Here is a 19795-nt window from a genome sequence, read left to right on the forward strand (position 1 = left end):
GACGAAAGGCGACCAACGGTCGCCATTTAAGGGCCATTACTCAGGTTTGATCAACTGAAAATGCTGATACGCACGTGCCGTAGCAATGCGTCCTCTGGGAGTTCTTTGGATAAACCCTTGTTGGATCAAAAAAGGCTCTAGCACATCTTCGATAGTTTCGCGTTCTTCACCTATTGCAGCGGCTAAGTTATCTAAGCCAACAGGCCCACCCATAAACTTATCGATAATGGCTAACATCAACTTTCGATCCATATAGTCGAACCCTTCATTATCGACATCGAGTAGATCCAGCGCATGATCGGCAACAAATTGAGTGATCGCACCATCATGTTTAACCTCGGCATAGTCGCGCACACGGCGAAGTAAGCGATTAGCTATCCTTGGTGTACCACGAGAACGTCGTGCAATCTCAAACGCACCTTCTGTATCGATCTCTAATCCCATCACTTGTGCAGAGCGCGTTACAATCGTGCTTAAATCTTTAATGTTATAAAATTCAAGTCGAAGTGGGATACCAAAACGAGCACGCAAAGGAGATGTTAATGCCCCTGCTCGAGTGGTTGCACCTACTAAAGTAAATGGCGGTAAATCAAGCTTGATGGAACGCGCTGCAGGCCCCTCACCTATCATGATATCCAGTTGGTAGTCTTCCATTGCTGGATACAATATCTCTTCCACTACTGGGCTTAAACGATGAATTTCATCGATAAATAGCACATCACCGGATTCTAAATTCGTGAGTAATGCGGCCAAATCCCCTGCTTTTTCAAGCACAGGACCTGAGGTGGATTTGATATTAACGCCCATTTCATTCGCAACAATCATCGCTAATGTCGTTTTACCTAGCCCTGGAGGACCATAAATCAACATATGATCTAAGGCTTCATTACGATTTTTGGCTGCTTGAATAAAAACCTTAAGCTGAGCGCGAGTGTCATCTTGCCCTGTATATTCATCAAGTAATTTAGGCCGCATTGCCCTATCCACAACATCATCTTGTACTTGAAGTTGCGGCTGGATGAGTCTATCTGCTTCAATCATTATGGTTCCCTTAATCAGAGCATCGACTTAAGTGCAGCTTTAATCAAGGTTTCTGAATCCATGCCCTCTTTGTAAGCAGCAGAAACCGATTTACTCGCTTGTGGTGGTTTGTACCCCAAAGAGATCAAAGCAGAAATGGCATCCTCCTCGGCACTATTCACCGTAGGCGTGGGTGAATAATTGGATTGCAGCACGAACTCACGCTCTGAGCCTGCAGATGCTTCCATCAAGCTCTTGAGCTTATCGCGCATTTCGACAAGTAAACGCTCGGCGGTTTTCTTACCCACTCCCGGTAACTTCACTAAAGTGACAATATCATCGCGCTCAACACAACCAACAAACTCCGATGCCGTCATGCCAGAAAGAATGGTTAAGGCGAGTTTTGGACCAACACCATTGGTCTTGATCAGTAAGCGGAACAATGCCCGCTCCTGCTTAGTGATAAAACCATAAAGGAGTTGAGCATCTTCACGCACAACAAAATGGGTGTATACCACAGTCTCGTGATCGATCTCTGGCAGCTCATAAAAGCTGGTAAGTGGCATCTGTAACTCATAACCGACACCATTAACATCCATCAGTATTTCGGGAGCTTGTTTTTCAACCAGCACACCACGTAAACGACCTATCATCTGTACCGTCCGTATGTTCTTGCCGTTGCTCGGCCACTCAATGCAATTAAACTTTGGCGAGTGTGATAATGACACACAGCAACGCCGAGAGCATCTGCTGCATCCGCTTGAGGTGCGGCAGGTAATTTCAGTAGTTGCTGGATCATATGCTGTATTTGTTCCTTTTTAGCTCGTCCTGTACCGACTACCGCACTTTTTATTTGTGTTGCACTGTACTCGGCTACAGGTAAATTTGCCACCGTCGCCGCAACAATGGCCGCCCCTCTTGCTTGCCCAAGTTTTAGGGCTGAGTCAGCATTCTTGGCCATAAATACGCGTTCGATTGCAAATTCATCTGGTTGATACTGCCGAATAATCTCAGTGATCCCATCAAATATTTGTTTAAGTCTGCCAGAAAGCTCTTCAGATGAAGTGCGAATACAACCACTGCCGAGATAAATCTGATGTCGTCCCTGACATTGGATCACGCCGTAGCCTGTGATCCGAGAACCTGGGTCAACACCTAAAATAATTGCCATTAAATACCTTATATGGGATCTACATTTGCGTCCCTGTTCCTACGTTAGCGTTTGCGATCTGAAATTGGCATCAATTGACGCCCCAATTCAGCTCACAGTCAATCTAGCCTAGGCTTGCCATCACATCATCGGAGATTTCCGCATTATGATACACCTCTTGCACATCATCATGATCTTCAAGGGTGTCGATAAGGCGCATAAATTTTTCAGCGGTTTCTAGATGAAGCTCTGCTTTCGTCGAGGCTATCATAGCGATTTCGGCATTATCCGCCACAAAATGGGCTTTATCGAGCAGCTCTTTCACCGTATAGAAATCAACGGGATTGGTAAACACATCCACCGCGCCATCATCATAGCTAATAATGTCTTCCGCGCCCGCTTCAAGCGCCGCTTCCATCAATGCATCTTCATCGATCCCAGGCGCGTAGGATAACACGCCACGCTTAGTGAATAGATAAGAAACCGAACCATCCGTGCCTAAGTTACCGCCTGATTTACTAAACGCATTGCGTACACCACTCACAGTACGATTACGATTGTCCGTCATGGTTTCAACCATCACAGCGGTGCCGCCTGGGCCATAACCTTCATAGAGAATGGTTTCGAGTTGCTGACCTTCTAACTCACCGGCGCCGCGTTTAATCGCGCGCTCAACCGTATCTCGGGTCATATTGCCACCGAGGGCTTTATCGATGGCGATTCGTAAGCGTGGATTAGAATCGGGATCTGAACCGCCTTCACGGGCAGCTACAGTTAATTCGCGAATAAATTTAGTAAAGAGTTTACCGCGTTTAGCATCTTGCGCTGCTTTACGGTGCTTAATGTTGGCCCATTTACTGTGACCTGCCATGGGAAGTCTCCTCTTGTGATACCTAAGTAATCTCAAGATGCTGCATTCATCATTTAAGGTTACTTGGTATATATTGTTGCACAGCTTACCAATCATCTAAGGTGTTATGGGGCTGAAAAAGCTAAGGATGAACTTATTGATAAGCAATAAAATGATATACCACTAAAAATAGACCGAGGCTAATGCCTCGGTGTTTGATACAACGCATAAAATGACCACAGAAAGTCGTTTTACAAAAATTAGCCTTCTGTTTTAACAGCTTTCTCAACAACGGCAATGCCAAGTTCAGCTAACTGCTGCGGATTAGCAAAACCTGGTGCGTTAGTCAGCGGACAAGCGGCAGTGGTCGTTTTGGGGAACGCCATTACATCACGGATTGAGCTTGCGCCCGTCATCAGCATAATGATGCGGTCTAAACCAAATGCTAAACCCGCATGTGGCGGAGTGCCATAACGCAGCGCTTCTAACAGGAAGCCGAACTTCTCTTTAGCTTCATCGTCGGTAATACCCAGAATACGGAATACCGCAGACTGCATTTCTTGGTTGTGAATACGCACTGAACCACCGCCTAATTCGCAGCCGTTCAATACCATATCATAGGCATCGGAAACGCGATTAGCTGGATTGGCTTCAAGTTCTGCCGCCGTTACGCCGCGTGGTGCGGTGAACGGATGGTGAACTGCGTGGAAGTTGCCGTTGATTTTCTCAAACATCGGGAAGTCAACCACCCACAGTGGACGCCATTCACCTTGCAATAAGCTGAAATCTTCACCGGCTTTAAGACGCAGTGCGCCCATAGATTCGGCAACCACAGTCGCCTGATCTGCACCAAACAGGATAATGTCGCCAGTTTGCGCGCCTGTGCGGCTCACGATTTCATTGACTATGCTTTCATTTAAGAATTTCAGCACAGGTGATTGAATGCCCTCTAAGCCAAGGTTTAGGTCATTAATCTTCATCCACGCTAAGCCTTTAGCGCCATAGATGCCAACAAATTTAGTGTAATCATCGATTTGCTTACGAGACAGTGCTGCGCCGCCCGGAATACGCAGTGCAGCAACACGGCCTTCTTCATCGTTGGCAGGGGCTGAGAATACCGCAAATTCCACTTCTTTGAGTAAATCGGCAATGTCCACCAGCTCTAATGGATTACGTAAATCTGGCTTATCTGAACCGAAACGACGCATGGCTTCGTTATAGGTCATTCGTGGAAATTCGCCGAGATCGACATTGAGCATTTCAAGGAACAGGCCGCGCATCATTTCTTCGGTCTTCGCCATCACTTGCTCGGACGTCATAAATGAGGTTTCGATATCGATTTGGGTGAATTCTGGTTGACGGTCAGCACGTAAATCTTCATCACGGAAGCATTTTACGATTTGATAGTAACGATCAAAACCTGACATCATCAGCAGCTGTTTAAACAGCTGTGGTGATTGTGGCAGCGCGAAGAATTGGCCTTTATAAGTACGGCTTGGCACTAAATAATCGCGGGCACCTTCTGGCGTAGCCTTGGTTAGGATCGGGGTTTCTATATCTAAAAAACCGTTTGAGTCGAGGAAACGACGCACTGCGCTGGTGACCTTAGCGCGGAACATTAAACGCTGCGCCATCTCTGGGCGACGTAAATCTAAGTAACGATACTTAAGACGTTGCTCTTCGCTGTTGTTCTGATAGTTATCTAGGCTCAGCGGCAACGGATCGGCAGCGTTGATAATGGTCAATGCTTTACCTAATACTTCAATTTCTCCCGTCTTCATTTGACCATTAACTTGGCTATCTGGACGAGCGCGAACCACACCTTTTACCTGAACACAGAACTCGGCACGCAGTGTGCTGGCCACAGCAAACACCTCAGGCAAGTCTGGATCATAAACCACTTGGACGAGACCTTCTCTGTCTCTTAAATCTAAAAAGACAACGCCACCCAAATCACGGCTACGATTAACCCAACCTACCAAGGTAACTTCTTGTCCAACGTGAGACTTATTGACGTCTCCACAATAATGACTGCGCATCTAACTCTATCCTTTATCCGGAAACCGGTGCTTTGGAAATAATCAAAACGAGATAAAAGCGGCATTATAGTCAAATAATACCGATTACCAAAGTACTTCACTCTTAGGCGGTGAAGTATCAAACAGTTTTACGCCCTTGACTAGAGGTGAACACATTATCTGTGTATAAGCGTTCAAAAAAGCGTCAAGAAATACGGTAACAACGTCCCCCACTACTTTTGGCTTGGTACATTAGCTGAACAGCCTTTTTCAACAACCCAATTGCAGTATCACCATCTCGGGGATAGAGTACGACACCAATACTGACAGCAACCCTCACCGTTTGTCCTTCTATGAGCAAAGGCGAGGAAAGAGACTGCAGGATATTATCAGCAACTTGGGTCGCGGCATCGAGATCTTGTACACGATTTAGTAGGATCACAAACTCATCGCCGCCAAATCGCGCCACGGTATCAGAGTTTCGCACTGAACTAAGTAAAATTTGTGCTACCTGTGTCAGTATTGAATCTCCTATTGGGTGACCATGCTGATCATTAATTTGCTTAAACTCATCTAAGTCAATAAATAACAGAGCAAAGTAGGCTTGATCTCGTTGATGTGATAATAGCGCTTGAGCTAAGCGGTCATCTAACAACGCGCGATTAGGTAATTGGGTTAATACATCATGGTTTGCAACATGTTGTAACCGTTTCTCCGCTGAAATTCGCCGTGTTATCTCAAGGTTTAAACGTCTATTGACCGCCAACACCGCTATCATAACAATAGTTAATATTACGGCACTGAACAGTAAGTAGCGGATCCATTGAAGATAATGGCTGTTATCCGTTGAAACCGTAAATGAGACCCAGTGGGAATATATCTGTTGTTGACGTTGATTATCGATGATAGCTAACGCTTTATTAATCAGTGGCACTAAGGGTTCAAATTCCGGATTGACCCCAATATGACTATGTTGATCGGCCAAATCACTTAATAGCGACATTTTGAGAGTGGGAAACTCCCCACCTTTAAGCTCAGAGGCCAGTGTGACCACTTTGTCAATAAACACCTCCGCATGACCATTTGCCACTGCACTCACCCCTGCTTTAGTGTCCGTCACTAGCACCAATTTAAGTGATGGCTGTAATGCCATTAATTGCGCTACCAAATGATAGCCTTCAACCACAGCGACTCTTTGCCCTGCTAACTGAGCGATGTTAAACACAGAAACCTGCTCGAGTTGTGAGACTAACCCCCAAGGTGACGGCCAATATGGGTCGCTAAACAGTAATCGTTGTTGCCGCTCAGCCGTTTTGGCTACACTGCCTGCAAGAGCAATATCGCCTTTTTGCAGTGCTTGAATTAACGCATGCCAGTCATCAAAAGCAATGGGAGTCAGCTTAAGGTGTAATTCTTCTTTTAACAGCCGCGCAATATCACTATTAATACCCGCAAACTCCCCTTGTTCATCCGTAAACTCCATGGGTGGCCAATGTTTAAGATAACCCATACGCACTTCAGCCAAACTTTCAAGATAGGTTTGCTCTATAGCCGTTAAATTAATGCGGTTACGCTCCGTTTGATTGAAGATATGATCCTGAGGGTTGAGCATCCATTTATGCTCAATATCTGCAAATTCCTTGGGAGTTATACTGTTAAAACCATTTTCAATTCGTTGCGTAAGTCCAGGATCATCACTGCGAGTAAGCACATAGATATTGGTCGAAAACGCTAAGTCGGGATATTGATGGAAGTCAGACCAGCCTTTATTAAGCAGTAGGTAATGAGATGTCCAAGCCCCTGCTGCAACAAAGCCAACAATTTCACCAGTTCTGGCGGCTGTCACCATTGCATCCATACTGTCATAATAGCGTAAAGACACATCAGGCAAAGCCTGCCTAAGTGAGACCAAATAAGGTGCTGTCGGTACAACACCGATCCGTTTGCCCTTTAATTGGGATATATCATTTAATTGTTGCTGATAAATAAACAGTCGACTCTTTACTGTATAGAGAGGCCAAGCTCGGGTAAGTCCAGTTTTTAAGTCATCACTTTCTGGATAACCAATATGTGCATCCGCTAGACCACGACGTACATCATCAACACTGGCATTCATGTCACCGGTGATAAAATCAATATCGATTCCCGTTTTTTCGGACCACAATTTCCACATATCTACATACAAACCATGGGGTAAGCCATCAACACCGAGATCAACAAAGGGTTCAACACCCTGTTGCATAGCAATAATCAACCCAGATTTTTGCCTATGGATCCCCAACCAACGCCGTTCAGTCTGCTGGATAAACTGAGGGTCAAGAGCCATAAAACCGCGATTAATCTTATCGACTAATGCTTGGTTACCTTTAACTGTCGCGGGGACAAACTGGACACTTTTAATTTTTATGCGAGCTGTATTAGGAAAATTAGCCGAAATATCTTGGGATGATGCGGGATCTTTCAAGTAACCTTCTAATCCAGCGAATACCACTATTTCTGAGGAGGCCACGCCTGCAAGCAGTTTTTCACGACTCTCATAACGCTTTAAAACTAATTTAGACTCCATTCGTTGTAACTGCGCTTCATGATATGAGCCTGCTACAACACCGATTTGATAGGGAATCAATTCCTTGATTGATTTTTTACTACGTAATGATTTGTGTAAATAAAGATAAGCATCAACATCAGCAATCGGAGTCGAAAAATCAAATAGTTGCTCTCTTTCTGGTGTTATTCCCATACCAAGATGAGCGTGCGCTTTACCTTTTTGTAATTGAGTGAGAGATTCATTCCAGTGGCGTGCGACAAACACCACTTCTGTATGGGTTTGCTTAGCCCATTCTTTCCAAAGATCAACCAGTAATCCTGTCGGTTCTCCTTCGCTATCCACATATTGATAGGGAAAACTGTCTTCACCCATAACGATGATTAATGGCTCATTAGGCAATGGACTCGCCTGCCCTGTAATGCTCAAAAGATAGCTGCACAAGATCACAATTAAGTAGACCACAAACTTCAAGTTGAGCCCTTAGTACTGGATGTACATGTAATGATTTTGTTATTTATGCCATATTAGACAAAAATTTATCGCAAATTACTAGCCTAAGACTTGCTGCAAATCAATCTGATTCGTTAAAATGCTGGGTTGAATTTCCGAGATAATTCCAGATGAACACTTCTCAAGATACTATCTACGCTCAACCAAACGAGCACATTAGCGATTTCCAGTTTGATAACCGTGTAGCAGGCGTTTTCAGTGACATGATCCGCCGCTCCGTGCCTGGATATACGCAAATTATCAATACCATAGGCGATTTTGCAGATCGTTTCGTCATGCCAAATACTCAAATTTACGATTTGGGTTGCTCACTCGGTGCCGCGACCTTAAGTATTCGTCGCCAAATCCAAGGTCGCCAATGTCGCATTATTGCTGTCGATAACAGTGAATCTATGGTCGCACGCTGCCAAGAGAACCTGAATGCCTATGTCAGCGATACGGATGTCGATCTGGTTTGCGGTGATATTCGCGATATCGATATTCAAAATGCATCATTGGTGGTACTCAACTTTACATTGCAGTTTTTACCACCAGAAGACAGAGAAACCCTGATAGCGAAGATTTATCAAGGCCTGAATCCAGGCGGGATGTTAGTGCTCTCGGAAAAAATTCGCTTCGATGATGCCCCGATCCAAACCTTACTCGAAGAACAGCATTTGGACTTCAAACGTGCCAATGGTTACAGTGAACTGGAGATCAGCCAAAAACGCAGTGCGCTGGAAAATGTCATGAAGCCCGACACCTTAACCACGCATCAACAACGACTCACCCGCCAAGGCTTTAGTCACTTTAGTCTCTGGTTCCAATGCTTTAACTTTGCTTCTATGGTGGCCATCAAGTGATCAGCTTTAGCTCGTTTTACCAACAAATCGCCGATTCCAATCTACAACACTGGCTCGAAACCCTGCCGAGCATTTTAGGCAAGTGGCAACGAGATCATAAACACGGTAATTTGCCCAAGTGGGAAAAAGTGCTCAACAAGCTGCACTATCCAGCACCCGACCAAGTGGATTTTGTCGATAGCGTCACCGTCGGCAGCGGCGAGCAACTCAGTCCTGGCGAGAAAGAGAAGCTAGAGAATCTACTGCGCCTGTTTATGCCTTGGCGCAAAGGGCCCTTCCACATTCACGGCATTCATATCGATACCGAATGGCGCAGTGACTGGAAATGGGATCGCGTTAAGCAGCATATTTCACCGCTAAACAATCGCACAGTGCTTGATGTTGGTTGTGGCAGCGGTTATCACATGTGGCGCATGTTAGGTGCAGGTGCTAAACGCGTAGTGGGCATCGACCCTTCGCCGTTGTTTTTATGTCAGTTTGAAGCGGTAAAACGTTTAGCGGGCGCCCATCATCCTGTGCACCTTTTGCCACTGGGTATTGAAGAATTACCACCGCTGGATGCATTCGACACGGTTTTCTCTATGGGCGTCTTGTATCACAGACGTTCGCCTATCGATCATTTACTGCAATTGCGTGATCAGTTACGTACTGGCGGTGAACTCGTGCTAGAAACCTTGGTGATAGATGGCGACGAAAACGCCGTACTCGTGCCTCAAGATAGATATGGCAAGATGAATAATGTATGGTTTATTCCGTCAGTTGCCGCGCTCATGCTCTGGTTAAAGAAATGTGATTTCACTGATATCCGTTGTGTCGATACCGATGTCACAGCCCTTGCAGAGCAACGACGTACAGACTGGATGCCCAATGAGTCACTGCTTGAATATCTTGATCCCACTGATATCACTAAAACAATTGAGGGTTATCCAGCGCCTAAGCGAGCGACGATTATTGCAATAAAAAACCAGCCTAACCAAGAAACAGTTAATGGGTAAACTCACTTTACTGACACTTGGATTATTGTTTAGCGGATTCATTTATGCCGCGCCAAGCCCTGTGCCATTGCTTGTTGAGCAGTGTCTACGCTTACCTAGAATTGATTTAGCAGCAGCTTATGCAGAAGAGCAACTTCCTTTATCTATTGCAAAGCAGGCATTGATCTTAGAGCAGCAAACCATTGGGCTTAATAATATCAATGATAGAGTGAATTATTACCGCGGGTTTACGCTCTCCGCTGACGAGCGTTCTGGGTTATTACAATGCCAATTACGCCTTGCCGACACCTTGTCGGAACTCGTCAATCAAACTGAATTTCATCAGCTAACCCACGCTTTATCACAAGGTGATCGGGAGCAGATGCTGCTAAGCGGTAAGTTGCAATCACTGATAGACTCTCAGTTATCAATAACCGAAAAAGCAACACTACATACGGCTCAAGCGACGATAAGCCAAGGGTTAGCGAGTCAACAATTTAGTCTCGATATCCATGATAAAAAGTGCCAACTGATTACTGAAGATCAAACAGACGCGATCCTTGCATCACATGGGGAAGAGGTTGCAGATACGCAACTGCGTCATTTTTCAGGTACGGTTGCCCACTATTTACTCAAACAACCACATCCTCAATGCCGCGCGCAAGTCTGGCAAGCTTATCAAGCTCGTGCACATCAGCGCAATCGCGATGCATTAAACCAGATTTTAGCACTTCGTCAACAAACCGCTTGGGCCGCAGGCTTTGCCGATCACGCCAGTTTCAGCCTCAGTACACAACTCTTATCATCACCTGAGCTTGTTAAGGCATTTCTCGATACTCAAACGCACTCAGTAGGGATAGCCCCTTGGGATCTTGGGCAAATATTGCCTCAAAAGGCATTTGCACAAGCGCCGCAATTACTAACGGCACACATATTGGCTCAAAGTTTTGCTTATCTACAGCAATGGGGGCTCCATTTTGAGCCTATTGAAACGATAAACATCCAAGAATCTTCACACCCAATATTTAGGGTTTACCACCAGCGCAGATTATTAGGTGAACTCTATATTTCCTATGATGTTGCACGCCAGCGTCATCAGCAGCAAACGCTACGTCAAGGTGTTATCGGGCAGCAATTTGGTCAACAAGCCTTAGATCTCAAACCTCAACTCAGTACGCACAAAGATGTTGAACAATTTACCCACGCTTTGGCCCAAGCGGTAACATCGCTAGCAAAAGGTAGCCACTTTTACCTCAATAATACGCAAGATTCAATTCAGGAGAGCCATCATATTGGTAGTTTATGGTTAGCTGAAATACTTCAAAACGAACTGTTTCCACACTATGAACAAACCTATTTAAATGAACGCGAAATTCTTGTAAAAGCTTACACAAAGCAGCTCAAGGTATTTCGAGCCAAAGTAGCCCTGAACGTTTATCAAGCTCAATCTCAGCAAAGCTATGGGGATCTCGCCACCGAGTTTACATACAGTTTTGGACAAGAGTGGTCACAAGTGGATGACTATCCATATAGTTTTAATGCAATTGCCAATGAAGGGCCGCTTTACTATCAATCCCTTTGGCAAGAAGCGCTAGCAAAGCTCATCTATCAAATAACAGCCAATCGATCCGATAAACTCAGTTTATTTAATCTTCTCGTTGTAAACGAAGATTCACTTAGTTTAAGCGAACAATTAAGCGCATTTATCGAGGGGCCTACCGATCCAACGAGTCTTATTCAATATATTGCGAATATGTCGCGGTAAGCACATCCATTAGCGCAATAGTCTTTCATTTAATACCGTAATTTAATTGAAAAATAGATAAGAAGTCGACATTATAAGCTAAATCTATCGCTTTTTTGGGACTATTATGACTCGAGCTAAATCCACTCTGGAACAATGGCGTATTTTACAAGCAGTTGTCGATTTTGGAGGCTATGCCCAAGCGGCAGAAAAACTCAATAAGAGTCAATCATCTCTCAACCATGCGGTTGCCAAATTACAACACCAGCTAGGTATCGAACTACTCGAAGTCAAAGGCCGTAAAGCCTATCTCACCCCGCAGGGCGAAGTGCTACTGCGCCGCTCACGGCATGTCACCCAAGCCGTTAATGAATTGGAACAACTTGCCAGCAATCTAGAGCAAGGCTGGGAACCCACACTCACCATTGCCCGTGAAATCATTTATCCAATGGAAAGTTTAGTGTCAGCTCTCAATGCTTTTTTACCCCATAGCCGCGGCACCCGCATTATTATGCTGGATTCGGTAATTACAGGCACCCAAGAACTTATCGCGCAAAATAAAGTTGATATTGCTATCTGTGCGGGTATTGCACCTAAGGGATATTTAGCGGAGCCTCTATGTGAAGAGGAATTGTATCTGGTATGCCACCCAACACATCCTCTAGCGGACTTAGGGATTATTGAAGACGATAAACTACTAGCGCAATATTTACAGCTAGTGATTAAAGATACAGGCGTACAGTCAAATGTTGATATTGGTTGGTTAAAAGCAGAACAACGCTGGACGGTTTCTAATTTCCACGAAGCTAAAGTGATTTTAAATCGTGGTATTGGTTTTTGCTGGATCCCATCGTTTTTAGTACAGGAGGAATTATCATCGGGTAATTTAGTCCGTTTACATCTCGAAGGTAGTCAAAAACGTCGAATAATGTTGAGTCTGGTGATCCCAAACCGAGATAACCAAGGCCCGGCTTCTAAATTGCTCGCTTCGTTCATTTTACGACATCATGGGATCGCAATACCAAATACAGGTCATTAAAAAAACTGAATATGCACATTTACTTTAGTTGATTTCAAAAGGTGTTAGAGGCTTGAAACTGGCTGATTCAATTGTGCAACCGCAGCGTAATAACGGGTTGCCATAGTTTCGTTCTTTAAATTTGATGAGTCAAAACGGTTTATTACCGCAGAATTCGGCTTCATATTTCCCATATCTAGCCTGTCAGAGTTTATTGCTAATGTTGCTGTGGGTGGTTCAATAGGCTGGGTTATGTCATCTTTTATCTCTGATTGAGTTTGCTCATTTACAGAGGCAACAGTGGTAGATGAGACTTGTGCCTGAATATTATCCTTTGCTTCAATGCCTTGCTTTATTCTATCGATAAGCTCAGATACGGGTGTTATGCCGCTATCTTGTGGTTGAACAATATTGCCTGCAGCATCAACCTCCCCTGTAACGGTAAAAGTATGCGGCTTAAGCGGCGGTAAATTCTCAACCTGCGCATCAGCTTCGATCAAGGTTTGAGTCGTTTCTAAATCGATGATTTGTTTCTGACGTTCCTCTGCAAGTAATGCTTTCGCTTCATTCATCTTTTTTAATGCTTCAGCCGCAACGCGAATATCTGCACTCGATGGATCAACTGGAGCCATTGCTGCAGCATATACTTGCTTCATTTTGTTGATTGTTGCTAGCGGATCACCTGCCACAATAGAAACATCGATCTGCACTTCTCCATCAGTGGCATAACGTTGTCCATCAACTCCTTTTTCATATTTAAAATTTGGCGTTTGGGCATATTGTCCACCAACGGTTGCATGAGCATGTTCATGGGCTTTAACTTCCGCATCTCGGGCTTTAAGCTCTGCAACTTGAACACGTTGCTGCTCAGCAATCTTCTCTTGAACCTTTTGAGCTTGTGTTTGTTCATCCAATTGTTTTGAAGCTTCTGCTTCTGCTTGTTCTGTTTGTTCCTTACCAGCATCATTCGTAAAAATTGCAGCTAGAGCTTGCTGCTTACTCTCCTCAGTTTTGTCATCCTCCTCATTATCACCTGATTTAAAAGGGGTTGCTTTGCCAAACATCTCAATAAACCGCTCCTCAGGACTCTTTTGTGGCGGAACATTCTTTGCCTGATTATCAGTTTGCTCAGTCTGAGGATAAGAAATAGAACTATCAGTACCATCTGTAATAACGGTATTCCTTGTATTCGCTGAAGGAATCACCTGCTTATTTGCATATTCAGGAACATTGGCATTGGGTATTTCAGGAGTCAATGACACATCTTTTATCCCTAAATGGACCTGTGAGCCCTGTATTTGAGCAACAGGAGAATAATCTCCAGTCATTAGCTCTGGTGTTAAAGCAGAGATGTGTCTCCCATCTGGAACAAAAAGTGTTAACGCTGGGGTTAATAAAGCCGTGGTACTGGATTGTCCGTTTGATGTCGCCAAGGGTGAAAAATCGTTGGGTGCAACTGTGGCTATTTGCCCTTCTCTCACCCCCCGTATTGAGCGTGGGCCCGTCAATAGGCTAAAACTGGCAGGCTCCGCATGTAAGACTGCAACATTCTGAGAAGAAACAATATTATCAGTATTTAACGTCTGATTTACGGTGACGGAAATATCACTGGATGAGGTAGAAACGTGCTTACTTGATAGTGGATTTGCTTTCGTTATAGTAACAGCAGAGCCACCATGCGCTAGCGCATTAGAAAATGATGGTTCAAATACCCCACTCGCTTCTATTTTTGGAGAGTTCAGCTTAACAGGCTGACTACTTTGTCCATTCGTTTCTTGATAAGTACGGCTCTGTCCAAACGACTTATCATGTTCCAAAACAGAAGTGGGTGACGCTCCAACCTTGGGTGACAGCGCCACGGCAGACATAGTGTTTACACCTTAATATTAATGATGGTTCCTATTGTCTCTGAATCAGTTTCTATCACTTCAGTAGCGGCCTCCGCTTGCCTTACAGATTGATTAGCAGAGAGTAAGGCCGAGGTTTTATCGGTTTGTGCAACGTCTTTAGTCGATTCCGAAGGCGCTGCACTTTGAGCTGGTGTCGATTTAGCCACATCAATTGTAGCTTGAGTTAACCCAGATTGCGCACTTTGCAAACCTTGTACACCAGATGAATAGGCAGATTGTATTTGCATAACGGTAATCCCGCTGTGGTAATAACTAGAACAATTATTGACCAACAGTTTGCTAAAGTACAGCCTTTATCAACCTTAGCGCCATTTATTTCCCGCAAAAACTAGCTGTTTATCCATGCAGATTCCCAATCCTTGAATATTGGATTAAAACCCTGCCGTTGCATCTGTTCGATGACTTGCTCGACGCTGCGATCATCGCTTATCTCAAATTGATCGAGTTGACTGTCGGGTGCTTGATAGCCGCCCGGTTGTGTCGAGCTGCCAGCACTGATTTGAGTAATTCCAAGTGGCAAAAGATTATCCCTCAGCTCAGGGCTTTCCCTTGTCGACATACTGATATCAAGCTGATGATTAAAAAGTCTAAATGCACAAATCATTTGTACTAAACCTAAATCCGATAGAATAACTTTTGGGGTGATCCCGCCAGTACAAGGCCTTAACCTTGGCAGCGAAATACTAAAGCGAGTGCGCCAATAGCGACGCTCTAAATAGTCAAGATGATATCCCATCATTAACGCATCTAAACGCCAATCATCCAGCCCCAGTAACACCCCAAGACCAATTTTATCGACCCCCGCCGCCGCAACTCTGTCCGGTGTTGCTAAACGATAGGCAAAATCCATTTTTTTACCTCGGGAATGGTGACGAGCATAAGTCTCGGGCTGATAGGTCTCCTGATAAATCATCACAGCATCTAAACCTAGCGCGACTAACTGGCAATAATGGTCCTCACTCATGGGCTGAACCTCCATCGCCACATGGCTAAATTGCTGCTTCACAAGCAGCAACATTTGCTTGAAATAATCGATACCGACCTTAGTTTCATGCTCACCCGACACCAGTAAAATAGAATCAAAACCTCTGCCTTTGATAATGGCTATTTCAGCCATCAACTCCTGTTTATTCAAGGTTTTGCGTTTGAGTTTGTTACTCATGCTAAAACCACAGTAATCACATTCATTAGCGCACAGATTCGAGACATATAGCGGTAAATACATGCCAAGATTCGCGCCAAATCGCTGCCGCGTAAGCGCCGCAGATTGCTGCGCCATGGTTTCAATATAAGGTTCAGCCGCAGGTGATAACAAGGCCAGTAAGCTGCGTAAATCCCCTGCTGGATTCACTAACGCCCGCTCGACATCTTGGGCTGTGCAAGAATACAAATCGAGTAACAGTTTATCCCGTGGGATGTTGGCAAATTCCGCTACAAAACTCATTGATTTAAAAATCCTGTCAGAGGACTGGTCTGTACCGCGCCCGTTTGTACTCGGCCAAGCCCAGCTTCAAAGGCCCGTCTGCCGCATTGCACCGCCTCTTTAAAGCACTCGGCCATCACTATCGGCGACGCGCTGCTGGCGATGGCGGTGTTGACGAGCACAGCATCGGCGCCCAGCTCCATTGCCCGCGCAGCCTGTGAAGGTGCGCCAATGCCAGCGTCAATCACCACTGGCACCCGCGCCTGCTCTATGATGATTTTTAAAAAGCTTTCAGTGACTAAACCTTGATTACTGCCAATCGGACTCGCCAGTGGCATAACAGCAGCGCAGCCCACTTCTTCCAAACGACGGCACAGCACAGGATCGGCATGCACGTAGGGCAACACGATAAAGCCTTTCTCACAAAGGATTCTGGCCGCCTCTAAGGTTTCAATCGCATCGGGCATTAGGTACTTAGGGTCTGGATGGATTTCGAGCTTAATCCAACGAGTTCCCAGCATTTCACGGGCAAGCTCAGCCGCAAACACCGCTTCCTTGGCGTTTCTCGCCCCAGAAGTATTAGGCAATAGCTGTACACCCACTTGACGTAACGGCGTGAGTAAATCATCAAGCCCAATTTTAAAATCAATTCTTTTCATCGCAACTGTGACTAACTGCGATTTTGAAGCCCTTATTGCCTCAAGCATCACTTGGCTATTGCTAAATTTTCCCGTTCCGGTAAATAACCGTGATTCAAATTCCACATCGGCAATCTTTAACATATTAGCCTCCCGCCACTGCTGAAAAAAGTTCTAATTTATCTTCATTTTGGCAGAGAATAGATTGCCAGCGATTGCGCGGAACGACCTCAGCATTCAACACGATAGCAACTGAATCGAGCGCAATATTTTGTGCGAGGATCACAGCCTCTAGTGACGTCGGTTCAGATAACAACTGCGGGATATTGTTTATGTGAATTAAAATCATATCAAACCTCAAGACTATCTTTATTTGATGATAGATAAGCCCCTTTGGGACCACACACATCACAGTGGGGATCCCGCGTTAATACAGCCGCTGTCCATGAAAGTGATTTAGCGTCAAAGCGCCAAAAACGCCCCAACAAGGCATTTTTCGGTTCATCGCAACCGCTGTCCACACTCAGCAAGAGTTGCATGACCACCAAAGATTGCATTGACGCCATCACGCCCACGCTGGGGCCGAGTACACCTTGGGTACTGCAACTCTGCGACACTCTCGTCTGTGCGGGGAAAATACAGTGATAGCAACCACCAGAGGGGAGCTGCATTTGATCGACCGCGAACAATTGACCGCTAAATGCTGCAATTGACGCACTGACTAAAGGCAAAGCTGCTTCGACACAGCAGCGATTAATGGATTGGCGAGTCGCAAAATTATCTGTGCAGTCAAGCACTAGCACTCTTTTCCCCTGTTGTTTTAATTGTAAAACCTCAGCGAAGTGATGAGCTGATGTCTCAGCACTAAATGCTGTTTCATGGGCAGTAACAGTGCACTGCGGCGCTAAGCCTTTGAGCTTTTGCTTGGCAACTCGCGCCTTATTGAGTCCAATGTCGGCATCGTTGAATAGCAATTGTCTTGGTAGATTCGATACTTCAACCTTATCCATGTCGATTAAGGTCAAGTTGCCAATGCCAGCACAGGCCAGATATTGCGCCGCCAATTGCCCTAAGCCGCCAAGCCCAACAATAACAACGCTAGCGTCGGCCAGTTGCAATTGCCCTGCCTCACCGACTTCTGGCAATAAGACTTGCCGAGAATAACGGATGAAATCGGCATCACTGAGTGTATGAGCGCTTTGTGTACCGTTGCAAAGAACCTCTGCGTGAGCAAGCGGTTGGTTTTTACTCATGCTTAGCAACCAACTCATGCTTTACAGCCAATTCTTCAGACAAGCTACATTGCTCCCAAGCTTGGCTCAGCTCTGCGAACGCTGCTAACGGATCCTGAGCCTCGGTTATTGCCCGCACCACAGCAATATTGCCCACCCCAGTGGCTTTCACCTTTGCCAGATTATCTAAATCAATACCGCCAATAGCGACTAAGGGATAATGGTCTTGAAGTAACGCCACATAATGTTTAAGTTTTGCTAATCCTTGAGGCGCAGAAGGCATTTGCTTAGTCGTGGTTGGGAATATATGCCCAAGGGCGATATAGGATGGCGAGTATTGATGCGCCAATAGCAACTCGAAATAACTGTGGCTGGATATACCTAATGCGAGCCCTGCCGACTGAATGGCCGCTAAGTCGGTAACGGCGAGATCTTCTTGGCCTAAATGTATCCCAAAGGCATGGTATTTTATCGCTAACTGCCAGTGATCATTGATAAAAAGCTGCGCATTAAAATGCTTACCTAAGGCAATGGCCGTTTGAATTTGTACTTCTAATTCAGAGCCAACCAACTCAGACTTACCTGACTCACATTTGCCTAAATCAGATTCGGCTGGCGCTGCACTAGATAACTCGCTGATGTCGGTTTTTATCCGTAACTGCACGGTTTTAACGCCTGCAGCTAACAAACTTTCCAGCATGATTAAGTCGCTCACCACGGGATAAACACCAAGATCGGCATCGAGCACTTTAAAACCGTGGGATGAGATGTATTGAGCTGGCGTCGAAGTTGTATTTGCCTGATCTGTTGCAGATAAAACTGTTGCAACTAAATCACTTCTAACATCAAGATGTTGATTGAGGTGATGACTAATAAAATTGCCATCACACAGATTTATCTTGGCATAGCGGGACAAGTCATTGGGCCACCCCGTACGGGCCAACGGCCCTGGACCTTGCCCTAAACCAATCGCCGCGCTTAAGCCTTGACTCACGTAGGCTTTGGCAACCACCACCGCATCTTGCAATACAGAACCTTGCGCTAACACGGCGGCAATAGCCGATGACAAAGTGCAGCCGCTACCATGGTTATGACGGGTATTAACCCGCTGGCTTGCTAACCAGAAGCACCCATTTTGATGTAGCTCAGAGCTCGCGCGTACTTGATGGCAAACCAGATAATCCTCGGCAAGCCCATGATCCCAGCCGTTGCTATCGAGAGTGCTAACATGAACGTTAGCCTGAGTTTGAGCATAAGTGCTATCGTGAGTTTGAGTATCATCAAGAATATCAGTGCAACCAAAGCTCACATCGCCACCTTTAGCGAGCACACTGCAATCTAAACTCTGGGATAAAGCCTGTGCTGCAGCAGCGAATTGTGCTTTCGTTGAAACATCACTGTGAGTTAACCGCCCAAGTTCAAGCACATTGGGCGTGATAAGTTCGATTAAGCCTTTGAAAGGATTAAAATCTAAGGCTGATTTGGCCGTACTTTTTATATCCTGACAGTTATCTACTGCTAATGCATCGCCACAACTGGCGACCATCACAGGATCGACAATCACAGGCACAGATGGATAGTGGATTTTAAAACTCGCGATCCAATCTGCCAATAATGCGACTTGAGATTGATCAGCCAGTAAGCCGATTTTGATTGCTTTGGGTGGCAAGTCTGACAGTAAAGTGGTCAACTGAGCCATTAACATCGCAGCTGACACGGGCTCGACTAAAGTGACCGCCACTGAGCTTTGCGCCGTCACAGTGGTGATCACGCTGCAACCATGACAACCCAAATCTTGAATCGTGGCTAAGTCCGCCTGAATACCGGCACCGCCGCCGCTGTCTGAACCGGCTATGGTCCAAACAATCGCGGGGCGAGCGGTACTCATGGGCAATTTCCCCCCATGAATACCCTGCAT

General features: G+C 45.4%; 17 protein-coding genes. 4 read left to right on the forward strand and 13 right to left on the reverse strand.

The window, feature by feature from the left end:
• Positions 1-36: 36 nt before the first annotated feature.
• From ruvB to SPUTW3181_RS10760, 6 genes are all read right to left on the reverse strand, one after another.
• Positions 37-1041 carry a Holliday junction branch migration DNA helicase RuvB gene (ruvB, locus tag SPUTW3181_RS10735; RefSeq protein ID WP_011789368.1) on the reverse strand — a complete coding sequence of 335 codons (1005 nt, stop codon included), beginning with the start codon at positions 1039-1041 and terminating at the stop codon, positions 37-39.
• 14 nt (positions 1042-1055) lie between these two features.
• Positions 1056-1673 carry a Holliday junction branch migration protein RuvA gene (gene ruvA / locus SPUTW3181_RS10740; RefSeq protein WP_011789369.1) on the reverse strand — a complete coding sequence of 206 codons (618 nt, stop codon included), beginning with the start codon at positions 1671-1673 and terminating at the stop codon, positions 1056-1058.
• On the reverse strand, positions 1670-2191 hold the full coding sequence (ruvC, locus tag SPUTW3181_RS10745) for a crossover junction endodeoxyribonuclease RuvC (RefSeq protein ID WP_011789370.1): 522 nt from the start codon (positions 2189-2191) through the stop codon (positions 1670-1672). Before ruvC ends, ruvA begins: the two co-directional genes overlap by 4 nt.
• 103 nt (positions 2192-2294) lie before the next feature.
• Complete coding sequence (locus SPUTW3181_RS10750; RefSeq protein WP_011789371.1) at positions 2295-3041, reverse strand: YebC/PmpR family DNA-binding transcriptional regulator; 747 nt, start codon at positions 3039-3041, stop codon at positions 2295-2297.
• A 239-nt stretch (positions 3042-3280) separates the two neighbouring features.
• On the reverse strand, positions 3281-5059 hold the full coding sequence (aspS, locus tag SPUTW3181_RS10755) for an aspartate--tRNA ligase (RefSeq protein ID WP_011789372.1): 1779 nt from the start codon (positions 5057-5059) through the stop codon (positions 3281-3283).
• 184 nt (positions 5060-5243) lie between these two features.
• A complete protein-coding gene (locus SPUTW3181_RS10760; protein WP_011789373.1) occupies positions 5244-8057 on the reverse strand; it encodes a transporter substrate-binding domain-containing protein in 2814 nt (937 codons plus the stop codon).
• Between the two features lie 149 nt (positions 8058-8206).
• Between SPUTW3181_RS10760 and cmoA the strand changes: the two genes are divergently transcribed.
• The 4 genes from cmoA to SPUTW3181_RS10780 all read left to right on the forward strand — a co-directional run bounded on the left by cmoA (position 8207) and on the right by SPUTW3181_RS10780 (position 12695).
• The gene (gene cmoA / locus SPUTW3181_RS10765; protein ID WP_011789374.1) at positions 8207-8938 is read left to right on the forward strand and encodes a carboxy-S-adenosyl-L-methionine synthase CmoA; all 732 of its coding nucleotides are present in this window, start codon (positions 8207-8209) and stop codon (positions 8936-8938) included.
• Positions 8935-9933: a tRNA 5-methoxyuridine(34)/uridine 5-oxyacetic acid(34) synthase CmoB gene (gene cmoB, locus SPUTW3181_RS10770; RefSeq protein ID WP_011789375.1), complete on the forward strand. Its 999-nt coding sequence runs from the start codon at positions 8935-8937 to the stop codon at positions 9931-9933. The genes cmoA and cmoB overlap by 4 nt, the downstream gene beginning before the upstream one ends.
• A complete protein-coding gene (locus SPUTW3181_RS10775; RefSeq protein ID WP_011789376.1) occupies positions 9926-11677 on the forward strand; it encodes a M3 family metallopeptidase in 1752 nt (583 codons plus the stop codon). Before cmoB ends, SPUTW3181_RS10775 begins: the two co-directional genes overlap by 8 nt.
• A gap of 106 nt (positions 11678-11783) precedes the next feature.
• The gene (locus tag SPUTW3181_RS10780; RefSeq protein WP_011789377.1) at positions 11784-12695 is read left to right on the forward strand and encodes a LysR family transcriptional regulator; all 912 of its coding nucleotides are present in this window, start codon (positions 11784-11786) and stop codon (positions 12693-12695) included.
• Between the two features lie 44 nt (positions 12696-12739).
• On the opposite strand, the gene SPUTW3181_RS10785 is transcribed toward SPUTW3181_RS10780, so the two are convergent.
• The 7 genes from SPUTW3181_RS10785 to SPUTW3181_RS10815 all read right to left on the reverse strand — a co-directional run bounded on the left by SPUTW3181_RS10785 (position 12740) and on the right by SPUTW3181_RS10815 (position 19795).
• Positions 12740-14542, reverse strand: coding sequence for a putative metalloprotease CJM1_0395 family protein (locus tag SPUTW3181_RS10785; RefSeq protein WP_011789378.1), 1803 nt, complete (start codon positions 14540-14542; stop codon positions 12740-12742).
• Between the two features lie 5 nt (positions 14543-14547).
• A complete protein-coding gene (locus tag SPUTW3181_RS10790) occupies positions 14548-14811 on the reverse strand; it encodes a hypothetical protein (RefSeq protein ID WP_011789379.1) in 264 nt (87 codons plus the stop codon).
• A 101-nt stretch (positions 14812-14912) separates the two neighbouring features.
• A complete protein-coding gene (gene thiH, locus SPUTW3181_RS10795) occupies positions 14913-16028 on the reverse strand; it encodes a 2-iminoacetate synthase ThiH (protein WP_011789380.1) in 1116 nt (371 codons plus the stop codon).
• On the reverse strand, positions 16025-16789 hold the full coding sequence (locus tag SPUTW3181_RS10800) for a thiazole synthase (RefSeq protein ID WP_011789381.1): 765 nt from the start codon (positions 16787-16789) through the stop codon (positions 16025-16027). Before SPUTW3181_RS10800 ends, thiH begins: the two co-directional genes overlap by 4 nt.
• A 1-nt stretch (position 16790) precedes the next feature.
• Entirely contained in the window at positions 16791-16994 is a 204-nt protein-coding gene (thiS, locus tag SPUTW3181_RS10805) for a sulfur carrier protein ThiS (protein WP_025007650.1), read from the reverse strand.
• Between the two features lies 1 nt (position 16995).
• Positions 16996-17898, reverse strand: coding sequence for a HesA/MoeB/ThiF family protein (locus tag SPUTW3181_RS10810; protein WP_025007649.1), 903 nt, complete (start codon positions 17896-17898; stop codon positions 16996-16998).
• Positions 17891-19795: a bifunctional hydroxymethylpyrimidine kinase/phosphomethylpyrimidine kinase gene (locus SPUTW3181_RS10815; protein WP_041408184.1), complete on the reverse strand. Its 1905-nt coding sequence runs from the start codon at positions 19793-19795 to the stop codon at positions 17891-17893. The genes SPUTW3181_RS10810 and SPUTW3181_RS10815 overlap by 8 nt, the downstream gene beginning before the upstream one ends.

The organism is Shewanella sp. W3-18-1 (assembly GCF_000015185.1).
GTDB classification, from domain to species: Bacteria; Pseudomonadota; Gammaproteobacteria; order Enterobacterales; family Shewanellaceae; genus Shewanella; species Shewanella putrefaciens.